Genomic DNA, 9,718 nt, shown 5'->3' on the forward strand with positions numbered 1-9,718 from the left:
GCGGCCTCCACCTGGCCGTTGATCTTCTGGATCATGGCGAACTGGACGTCGGCGACGGCGGCGAGCCGGGCGTCGATCTCCTCCAGCATGTCCATGTCGCTGACCATGAACAAAAGGAGAACACAAATCGAGGCCGAAGTCAACGTATTTCGACGGAGCCGCGCCTCAGCGGCGGTAGGACTGGAAGAGCTGGAGCAGGATCGAGGGCTGCCGGTTGGCGATCTGCATGGCGACGATCGCCAGCTGCTGGCGCACCTGCAGCGACTGCAGGCGGGCGCTCTCCTTGGCGAGGTCGGCGTCGACCAGATTGCCGATCGCCGCTTCGAGGGCGTCCTGCTGCTTCTCGACGAACTTGAGGTGCGACTCCAAGGCCTTGGAGCCCGTGCCCAGCTTGCCGATAGCGGCATTGACGCCGCGCATGGCGGTGTTGATGTCGTCCATGCCGTTCGGTCCCAGTCCGCCCATCAGGTCGGCGGGAAGGCCCGACAGGATCGAGCCCGTCGTGGACAGGTCGACGTGGTCGACGTCGATCGTGCTTTGGGCCTTGGTGTCGGCCAGCGCGCGGATCCGGTCTGTCCCGCCGGCCGAGAGCAGGTTGATGCCGTTGACCTCGGCGTTGCGCACCACCCGGTCGATCTGCCGGCGCAGCGCCAGGTAATCGTCGTTGAGGGCCTGGCGGGCCGGGTCGGCGAGGTCGTAGTCCGAGGCGGCGAGGGCCTTGGCCTTCATCTCGATCAGCAGTTCCGAGATGCTTTCGCCGGCCGCCATGGCGACGTCGACGATGCCGCGACTGCGGTTGAGCGAGGTCTTCACCGCCTCGAGCCCGCGCACCTCGCTGCGCTGGTTCTGGGCGATGGCCCAGATGGCCGGATTGTCCTTGACGCTGGAGACCTTGAGGCCGGTCGATATGCGACGCTGAACGACGGCCATCTCCGCGTTGATCGCGTTGAAGACCTGCAGCGCCTGCATGGCGCCGACGTTCGTATTGATGCTGTTGAGCGGCACCGCCCAACCCCGCTTCTGACGAACGGCCGAAAGGCCGGCGGGCGTTCTGCCCCACGCCAGGGTCGCAGGGCCCGGTTAGCGAGAGGTTAGCGCAAAGAAGAAGGGCGCTGCAGCGCAGCGCCCTTCTCCCGTTCGGAGGGCCGGCGGTGGGGCCGCCGGCCAGCCTCTCCTTAGTAACGCAGGGCGAAGTTCGCGAAGAACACGCGACCCAGAACGTCGTAGGTGTTCGGGTAGCCGCTGTTCGACGGCGAGGCGTTGCCGCCCAGGACCGGGTAGGATTCCTGGGTCAGGTTCCGCACGCCCAGCGTGAACTCGGCGTTTTCGGTCGCTTCGAAGTTCACCGACATGTCGATGTAGTTCTTCGCGCCGATCCGCTCGACGATGTAGTTCACCGACGGGTTGTCGTCGGTCACGTCGTCGAGGTGGTTCCACACCACGTTGACGCCCCAGCGGCCGTAATCCCAGCGCACCAGCGTGTTCAGCTTGTGACGCGGGATGATGCCCGAACCGCCGTTGTTGCAGCGCGGACCGAACTTGTCGGCGCACTTCACCGGGGTCGAGATGGCGTCGGGGATCAGCGTGTTTTCCCAGGTGTTGGTGTACATCGTCCGCAGGTTGACGGTGCCGTAGTCGCCCAGGCCCAGGTCGGCGATGTCGAACCGGTAGCTGACCGAGACGTCGACCCCTTCGGCCTTCAGCTTGGCGACGTTACGATCCTGCAGCGACACGTTGAGGATCGAGCCGTTCGCCAGGCGGTTGATGGCCTGGCAGTAGGGCGAGTTCGGGTCGCCGCCGACGATCGGGCCGTAGCAGACCGCCAGGACGTTCGCCGTCGAGCTGCCGAAGCTGGTGATCAGCTCTTTGATCTCGATGTCGAAGTAGTCGACGGTCACGGCCAGGCCGGGGACGAAGCTCGGCTGCCACACGAAGCCGACCGTGTAGGTGTCGGCCACTTCCGGCTCGAGGTCCGGGTTGCCGCCCGTGATCGTCTGGGTCTGTTGGTTGGCCTGGATGACGCCGACCAGGTTCGCCGGGACGCCCGAGGCGACGCAGGCCGCGCGGACCTGGGCGTTCGGGTTGCCCTGGAACGAGCAGGGGTCCGTGGCGGTCGGGAAGCTGTTGCCTTGCGGGCGGAACAGTTCGCCCACCGACGGGGCGCGGACCGCGCGGTTGTACGAAGCCCGCAGGCGCAGGTCGTCGATCACCTGCCAGTCGCCGGCGATCTTGTAGGTCTTGGTCAGCTTGTTCTGCGACGAGTAGTCGGAGATCCGGCCGGCCACTTCCAGGTTCAGCTCCTGGACGAAGGGCAGGTCCTTCAGCACCGGGATCAGGGCTTCGCCGTACAGTTCATAGACGTCGAAGTAGCCGCTGACCGGCGGCGAGGCGTTGAAGCCCGTCAGGTTGCCGACCGCGAGGTCCTGGCTGGGACGGAAGTCGAACTCGTCCGAGCGATATTCCGCGCCCAGGGCGAAGCCGACGGCGCCGGCCGGCAGGCTGAAGAAGTTCGCCGTGTCACCGCTCACGAAGGCCGAGCCGATGATCTGCTGGTAGTCCTGCGACGAGTTGATCCGCGTGGAGATGAACTGCGCCGCCGCGGGGCTGATGTTGCCGCGACCGAACAGGTTCAACGGGACGCAGCCGCCCGACGGGTCTTGGCAGCCGGTGCCGGCGGCGTTCAGCAGCAGGGCCTGCTGGATGCGCGCCAGGCTGGTGTCGCCAACCAGCGAGTTCGAGCCGTGGGTGGCGGCGTACTGGAAGTAGGTGTCCCACTGGCCGTTGATGGCGTCGATCTTGCCGCGCAGGCCGGTCTGCAGCTGGTAGCCGTAGAACTGGAAGTCGGAGACCCGCGGGCCGACTTCCGTAAGGCGGCGGTTGAACACGCCGGTGACGGTGTCGAAGATGCCGTCGCCGTCGCTATCCACGTCGGTGAAGGTGCCCGAAGCGGGGTTGCCGGCGGGGATCGAGTACGGGGTCGTGGAGCCCAGGGTGTTCAGGGCCTGCTTGGCCGCCGCCGACAGGAACGGGTTGTTGTCGAGCGTGAAGCGGAAGATCCGGCTGCCGATCGGCGTCGGGGCGAGCTGGGTCGTGATCTGGCTCGCGACGAAATTGCCCTTGGCGTAGGCCTCGATGTTGTCGGTGATGTCGTAGCGGCCGAGGGCCGTCACCGAATAGCGCTCCTGCGGCGTCTGCAGGTAGTTCACCGGGGCGAAGTTGTAGGTGTCGGGCGAGCCGGCGTAGAGGCGCACGTCGCCGTTCGTGAGGAACAGCGCCGAGTTGGCCGAGTTGTTCGGCACGCCCGGAAGGGTGGCGAAGCGGCCGGCCACGAAGTTGTTCACCCGGCCGAACTCTTCCGAGCCCGAGCCCGAGAAGATCAGCACGCGGTTCGGGTTGCTGGCCGCCGGTTCGCCCAACGAGACGAGCAGCTTGTCCTGCGGGCTGTCGCCCTGGAACATCGCCTCGCGCTTGTTGTAGCCCAGGCTCAGCACCACGTTGCCGCGGTCGAAGCTGGCGCCCATGGTGGCGTCGAGGGTGTAGATCGCCGCGTCGCCTTCGTCGGTGGCCGCGTAGCCGCCCGAGAATTCGAAGCCTTCGAAGTCCTTCTTCAGGATGAAGTTCACGACGCCCGAGAGCGCGTCCGAGCCGTAGACGGCCGAGCCGCCGCCGGTCACGACGTCGATCCGGTCGATCAGGGCCGTCGGGATCAGGTTGATGTCGACCGTGCCGAACTGGGTGGTCGGCACCTGACGCTTGCCGTCGACCAGCACGAGGGTCCGGTTCGAGCCCAGGCCGCGCAGGTTGACGGTGGAGACGCCGCCGTTGCCGTTGTTGACGGTGCCGGTGACGCCGGGAGCCGCCTGCGGCAGCGTGGCCAGCAGGTTCTCGGTGTTGACCACGCCCGAGGCTTCCAGAACCGCTTCGCCGACGGTGGCGACCGGGCTCACCGAGGTGAGTTCCTGACGCGCGATGCGCGAGCCGGTGACGACCAGCTCCTCGACTTCCTGAGCCAGCGCCGGCGAGGCGACCAGCACAGCCCCGAACACCGTCGACGCCATCAGGCGCGCGCGGTTGGACGATCTCATCATCAGAGAATGCTCCAAATAGCTCGCAAGGCCGCGCTCGCTGTTCGCGGCGCCGACCCTGCCCCCCCGCCAACCCCTTTTGGCGAGCTCTGTTATCTGGCCTGTGGCGAAGCTCGGTTGCGGTCAAGTGACGTTCGGTATCATGTGACCGGCGAACGCGGATTTTCCGTTACAAGCCATCACAGTGTTACATTTTGGTCACTTTTCAGGCGCCCGCGCGCGGCGGGCGCGGCCCTGTTACGCTGGCGTCAGCCCCAACCCATCCGGAGCGATTCCGTCTTGAGCCTGCCCCCGATCCGAATCCGTCCCGAGCTTTCGGGGAGGGCGTTCGCCGAGGCCTATGCCCGCGACGGCGTCGTTCAGGCGGCCGAGCTGCTGGAAGCGCCGGCCGCGGAGGCGATCGGCGCCCTGCTGCCGAACCTGCCCTATGTGATCGTCGCGCCCGACGAGACCGGCCAGACCCTGGTGATCAACGACGAGGTGATGCGCCGCTTCGGCGAGCAGCAGGTGCGGGAGTTCCTGGCTGGCACGGTCAAGCGCGCGGCGACCGGGTTCTCGTTCCTGCACCGCAGCTACGCCCTGCAGGACGAATACGCCCGCGCGCCCGACCATCCGGCGGCGGCGGTGACGGAGTTCCTGCAGAGCCGCGCCTTCCTGGATTTCGGCGCCGAGATCGTCGGCGAGGCGGTGGACGGCGTGCGGGTGCAGGCCAGCCATTACCGGCGCGGCGACTTCCTGACCCTGCACGACGACAGCCACACCAGGGACGACCGGATCGCCGCCTTCACGCTGGGCTTCACGCGCGGCTGGCGGCCGGACTGGGGCGGGCAGCTGCTGTTTCATAATGCCGACGGCGACGTCGAGCGGGGCTACGCGCCCAGGTTCAATGTGCTGACGGTCTTCAAGGTGCCGCGGGCGCACTCGGTGGCGCCCGTGGCGCCCTATGCCGCCCAGCCGCGGCTGTCGCTGACCGGCTGGTTCATCCGGGAGCGGCGATGAGCGGCGGCTGGCTCAATCCGGACTTGAGGGCGGCCGACCACCGCGCCCGCTACGAGGCGGAGGGGGTCGTCCAGATCGAGGGGCTGTTCACAGCGCCCGTGGCCGAGGCCCTGGCGGCGGCGCTGGAGCAGGCGACGCCCTGGACCCTGGCGCACTCCGGGCCGTCGGGGGAGCCGGTCTATGTGGAGCCGCAGGCGCTGGCGCCGGAGCGGCGCGGCGCCTTGCAGGCGAGGCTGGCCGAGGTGACGCGGCAGGCCGCCGAGCGCTTCGCCTACGTCTACTACGTCTATCCGATGATCGAGGCCTACTTGGCCGGGCGCGATCCGGGGCACCCGCTGCACGGGCTGACCGAGTTCCTGAACAGCCCCGAGTTCATGGCCTTCGCCCACGAGGTGACCGGCGAGCCGGTGGTGAAGGTGGACGCCCAGGCGAGCCACTACCGGCCGGGGCACTTCCTGAACCTGCACGACGACCGCGGCGGGGGCGAGCGGCGGGCCGCCTATACGATCGGGCTGACCCGCGGCTGGCGGCCGGACTGGGGCGGGCAGCTGCTGTTCCACGACGCGGCCGGCGACGTGACGCGGGGCTTCGCGCCGAAATTCAACGTGCTGACGCTGTTCAAGACGCCGCAGTGGCACTCGGTGGCGCCGGTGGCGCCCTATGCCACGCGGCCGCGGCTCACGATCGCCGGCTGGCTGCGGGACGATGCACCGTATGCGCCATCGGCGGCGCGCCCATGAGGTCCTGGATGGCGGTGAGCTCGGCCCGGGCGTCGGGATCGCCCGCCTGGGCCAGGTGGAGCAGCTTACGCACCGCCGCATAGGCGATGGTTGGGCGCGCGGTAGGACGGCCGCCGCGGCCGCCGGCCAGGGCCGCCGCCCGGGCCCGGGTCACCTCGCGCAGGTTCACCGCGCGGATCGCCGTCTCGATGCGCGCCAGGACGGCGTCGGGCGCCAGGCTGGCGGCGTCGTCGAGCACCGACGGGGCGACGCCGAACTGGAGGATGGCGCGGGCTTCGGAGACCAGCTTCTTGAGGCTGCCACGGCTGGGGCCCAGGCGCGCGGCGTAGGCCTGGGCGGCCTCGGCGAGGGCGGCTTCGCGGGAGATCCGACGCAGCGCCTGGGCGTGCAGGGCGGCGATGGCCATCCGCTTGGCGGCCGGCAGCGCGCGCGGGCCCTCGCCGGGCGCGCCCCGTTCCTCCACCTTCGTCGCCGCGGCCTCGCCCCCGAGCGCCTCGACGTGGCCGGATCCGTCCACGTTCACATCCCCCGATGTAACAATGTCAGCGTTTCCCGTAATCGACGTAACATTGATACGAACAAGGTTGAAGAGCGCAAGCAAGCTGCGCTGTAACGTCACATGAGGTACGGGCTGACGCGCCGAACCGCGTCGTGCGAAAACGCCGGCAGGAGAGGGCGAACGATGGGACGACGGCTGTGCGGACTGGCCCTTGCGGGCCTGGCGATCCTGGCCGCGCCGGCGGCGGCCCAGCCGGCGGACCCGGCGCTGAAGGGGCTGGCGGAGTGTGCGGGCGTCGCAGACCCCGCGGCCAAGGGCGCCTGCTACGACGCCGCCTACCAGGCGCTGGAGCAGCAGGTGCGGACGGGCGAGCTCAGCATCATCCGCCGGAAGGAGGCGCAGGAGGCCCAGCGCGGGGCGTTCGGCCTGGACCTGCCGTCGCTGTCGCTGTTCGACCGGGCGGCCGGGGGCGAGGGGCCGCTGGAGCGCGTCACCGACGAGCTGGCCCGGGCCTATCAGGACGGCGGCGGCCGCTGGGTGTTCGAGCTGAAGAGCGGGGCCACCTGGCGGCAGATCGACAACGAGGCGATCGCGCCCAGGCCCAAGGCGGGCGCTGCGGTGGAGGTCCGCAAGGCCGCCCTGGGCAGCTTCTTCCTGAAGGTGGGCGAGGCGCGCGGGGTGCGCGCCAAGCGCAGCGAATAGCCTAGTTCAGCGGCACGACCGGCAGCTCGATGGCCGAGGCCGCAGCGCCCGTGTGGTAGATCCGCTGCGTCGCCTTGCGATAGGCGCTGGGCGGGGCGGTGAAGATGTTCTCCACGTAGGTCTGCGGGTTGCGGTCGTAGAGCGGGAACCAGCTGGACTGGACCTGCACCATGATCCGGTGGCCGGGCTGGAACACGTGGTTCGCCGTCGGCAGTTCGAAGCGGTACTTCTGGACCTTGCCGGCGGGGATCGGCGACGGCTTCTCGTAGGAATCCCGGTAGCGGCCGCGGAAGATCTCCATGGCGATCGGCATTTGGTAGCCGCTCATGTCGAGGTCGGAGGGCACGAAGTCCGGATAGACGTCGATCAGCTTCACGACCCAGTCGCTGTCCGTACCGGTGGTTGAGGCGAAGAGGTTCACGACCGGCTCGCCGGCGATCTTCAGCGGCTCCTTCAGGGGCTCGGAGACATAGACCAGGACGTCCGGCCGCGTGGACGCGTGGCGCTGGTCCGAGGCCAGCCAGTAGCGCCACTGGTCGGCGTCGTCGGCGCGCACCGGCCGCGGCACGAACGGGACCGGCTTGGCCGGGTCGGAGACGTACTCGTCGTAGGCGGCGCCGGTGGGGGCGTCGAAACCGAGCTTCAGGCCAGGCTGCAGGTAGAGCGGCTTGAGCGCGGCGGCCTGGGGCCAGCGGTCGTAGCGCTTCCACTGCAGCGTGCCGGTCTCGAACATGGTGACGGGCGCGATGTCGGCCTTAGGACCGTTGGTCTTCAGGTGCTGGTCGAGGAACGGCTTCATGACCTTCAGCCGGAACTCGGTGGCGGTGTCGCCCGGCATCTTGAGCGCGCCCAGCTGGCGCTGCTCGTAGTTGACGCCGGAGTGGCGCCAGGCGCCGAGCGCCAGGAAGTTCATGTCGTTGTTCGCGTCCTTAGCCTCGACCGCCTTGTACGCGTGGACGGCGCCGTAGATGTCCTCCTGGTCGTAGAGCGAGCCGACCCACAGCGTCGGCACCTTCAGAGGGTGCTTGGCGAGCTGCTTGTCGAGGGCCTGTTCTTGCCAGAACTGATCGTAGGCGGGGTGCTCGACGATCTTGCGGAAGGCTGGGATCTGGTCGAGGCCAGCCTTCTTGCCGAAGCTCCAGACGTTGCCGGCGCGCAGGAAGTTCTCGTAGTCGTCCAACGCCTCGCGCGGCAGGTCGGGCCCGGAGCCCTTCTCGGTCATCTGGTTCATGAACCAGTCCAGCATGGTCTGGCGGAAGGCGCCGTTCTGGAACCAGTCGTCGCCCATCCAGCCGTCGATCATCGGGCTCTGCGGCACGGCGGCCTTCAGCGCCGGGTGCGGGTCGATCAGGGCCATGGCGGCGGTGAAGCCAGGATAGGACGAGCCGGTGACGCCGACCCGGCCGTTGCTCTCGGGCGTGTTCTTCACCAGCCAGTCGATGGTGTCGTAGGCGTCGGTGGAATGGTCGACGGGCGTGTTGTTGAGCGGCCCGCGCAGGGGCCGGGTCAGCACGTAGTCGCCCTCCGAGGCGTACTTGCCGCGGACGTCCTGGTAGACGCGGATGTAGCCGTCGGCGAGGAAGGCCTCGTCCACCTGGGCGCCGGTCGCGGCGGCGTAGGGCGAGTTGAAGCGCTTGCTGGGCGTCTTGGCGTTGTAGGGCGTGCGCGTCAGCAGGATCGGCGCGTCCTTGGCGCCCTCGGGCACGATGATGACGGTGTAGAGCTTCACGCCGTCGCGCATGGGAATCATCACCTCGCGCCGCTCGTAGTCGTAGCCGACGTTGGGCGCCGTGAACTTGGCCGGGATGTCCGGCGTCATCGGCGGCGTGCCTTGGGTCGGCGTCTGCGCCTGGGCGGGCAGCGCGATGGCGGCGCACGCAACGGCGGCGCGCAGCAGGGTCTTGAAGGTCATGAACATCCCCACGGAACTGACGTGGGGCGGACGCTAGCCTGAGCCTTAGGCGCTGGCGAGAGCGCTCTGGAACAGGATGGCGCCGTCGGCCGAGCCGAGCTCGGCTTCGAAGGCGCGGTCGGGGTGGGGCATCATGCCCAGCACATTGCCGCGCTCGTTGACGATGCCGGCGATGTTGCGCAGCGAGCCGTTCGGATTGTCGGCGTAGCGGAACACCACCTGGCCCTCGCCCTCGAGGCGGTCCAGCGTAGCCTCGTCGGCGAAGAAGTTGCCCTCGCCGTTCCCCACGGTCATGGCCACGTGGCGGCGGCCGGCGTAACCGGCGGTGAAGCGGGTCTGGGCGTTGGTGACCTCGAGCTCGACCGGCTTGCAGACGTACTTCAGCTTCTCGTTGCGCAAGAGCGCGCCCGGCAGCATCCCGGCCTCGCACAGGATCTGGAAGCCGTTGCAGATGCCGACGGTGGCCACGCCGCGCTCGGCGGCCGCCTTGACCTCGGACATGATCGGCGAGAGCGCCGCCATGGCCCCGCAGCGCAGGTAGTCGCCGTAGGAGAAGCCGCCCGGCAGCACGACGAGGTCGACCCCCGAGGGCAGCTCGGTATCGCCATGCCACACCATGTCCACCTGCGCGCCCGTAGCGCGCTCGATGGCCACCTTGCAGTCGCGGTCGCAGTTGGAACCCGGAAAGACGATGACGGCGGCTTTGGTCATGGGCGGATCAAGCTCTTCAGGCGCACTTGTCGAGGACGGGGGCGACCGGCGTGGCGTCGGGCGCGGGGAA

At 68.7% G+C, this 9,718-nt stretch carries 8 protein-coding genes; 3 read left to right on the plus strand and 5 right to left on the minus strand.

The annotated features are described in order from the left end of the window. Positions 1-165: 165 nt before the first annotated feature. Positions 166-1,005: a flagellin gene (locus RIF93_RS15115; RefSeq protein WP_309092275.1), complete on the minus strand. Its 840-nt coding sequence runs from the start codon at positions 1,003-1,005 to the stop codon at positions 166-168. A gap of 170 nt (positions 1,006-1,175) precedes the next feature. Continuing rightward, entirely contained in the window at positions 1,176-4,088 is a 2,913-nt protein-coding gene (locus RIF93_RS15120) for a TonB-dependent receptor domain-containing protein (RefSeq protein ID WP_309092276.1), read from the minus strand. 276 nt (positions 4,089-4,364) lie between these two features. Here RIF93_RS15120 and RIF93_RS15125 point away from each other — a divergent pair, with 276 nt between their 5' ends. Continuing rightward, positions 4,365-5,084, plus strand: a complete 720-nt coding sequence (locus tag RIF93_RS15125; protein ID WP_309092277.1) for a 2OG-Fe(II) oxygenase family protein — start codon at positions 4,365-4,367, stop codon at positions 5,082-5,084. After that, a complete protein-coding gene (locus tag RIF93_RS15130) occupies positions 5,081-5,824 on the plus strand; it encodes a 2OG-Fe(II) oxygenase family protein (RefSeq protein WP_309092278.1) in 744 nt (247 codons plus the stop codon). Before RIF93_RS15125 ends, RIF93_RS15130 begins: the two co-directional genes overlap by 4 nt. Here RIF93_RS15130 and RIF93_RS15135 read toward each other — a convergent pair. Beyond that, a complete protein-coding gene (locus RIF93_RS15135) occupies positions 5,763-6,341 on the minus strand; it encodes a hypothetical protein (protein ID WP_309092279.1) in 579 nt (192 codons plus the stop codon). The two genes, RIF93_RS15130 and RIF93_RS15135, sit on opposite strands and share 62 nt — an antisense overlap. A 165-nt stretch (positions 6,342-6,506) precedes the next feature. Here RIF93_RS15135 and RIF93_RS15140 point away from each other — a divergent pair, with 165 nt between their 5' ends. Further along, positions 6,507-7,025, plus strand: a complete 519-nt coding sequence (locus tag RIF93_RS15140; RefSeq protein ID WP_309092280.1) for a hypothetical protein — start codon at positions 6,507-6,509, stop codon at positions 7,023-7,025. A 1-nt stretch (position 7,026) separates the two neighbouring features. Here RIF93_RS15140 and RIF93_RS15145 read toward each other — a convergent pair whose 3' ends face one another. Together RIF93_RS15145 and purQ are read right to left on the minus strand one after the other, a co-directional pair. Next, positions 7,027-8,937 (minus strand): CocE/NonD family hydrolase, encoded by a 1,911-nt coding sequence (locus RIF93_RS15145; RefSeq protein ID WP_309092281.1) that lies wholly within the window; start codon positions 8,935-8,937, stop codon positions 7,027-7,029. 45 nt (positions 8,938-8,982) lie between these two features. Beyond that, on the minus strand, positions 8,983-9,648 hold the full coding sequence (purQ, locus tag RIF93_RS15150) for a phosphoribosylformylglycinamidine synthase subunit PurQ (protein WP_309092282.1): 666 nt from the start codon (positions 9,646-9,648) through the stop codon (positions 8,983-8,985). Positions 9,649-9,718 lie beyond the last annotated feature (70 nt).

It is taken from the genome of Phenylobacterium sp. (genome assembly GCF_031181185.1).
Classification (GTDB): Bacteria; Pseudomonadota; Alphaproteobacteria; order Caulobacterales; family Caulobacteraceae; genus Phenylobacterium.

Bases quoted from the DNA above. Each gene is read 5' to 3' on its own strand.
- RIF93_RS15120 (WP_309092276.1), bottom strand. From the start codon at position 4,088: ATGATGAGATCGTCCAACCGCGCGCGCCTGATGGCGTCGACGGTGTTC.
- purQ (WP_309092282.1), bottom strand. From the start codon at position 9,648: ATGACCAAAGCCGCCGTCATCGTCTTTCCGGGTTCCAACTGCGACCGC.
- RIF93_RS15140 (WP_309092280.1), top strand. From the start codon at position 6,507: ATGGGACGACGGCTGTGCGGACTGGCCCTTGCGGGCCTGGCGATCCTG.
- RIF93_RS15130 (WP_309092278.1), top strand. From the start codon at position 5,081: ATGAGCGGCGGCTGGCTCAATCCGGACTTGAGGGCGGCCGACCACCGC.
- RIF93_RS15145 (WP_309092281.1), bottom strand. From the start codon at position 8,937: ATGACCTTCAAGACCCTGCTGCGCGCCGCCGTTGCGTGCGCCGCCATC.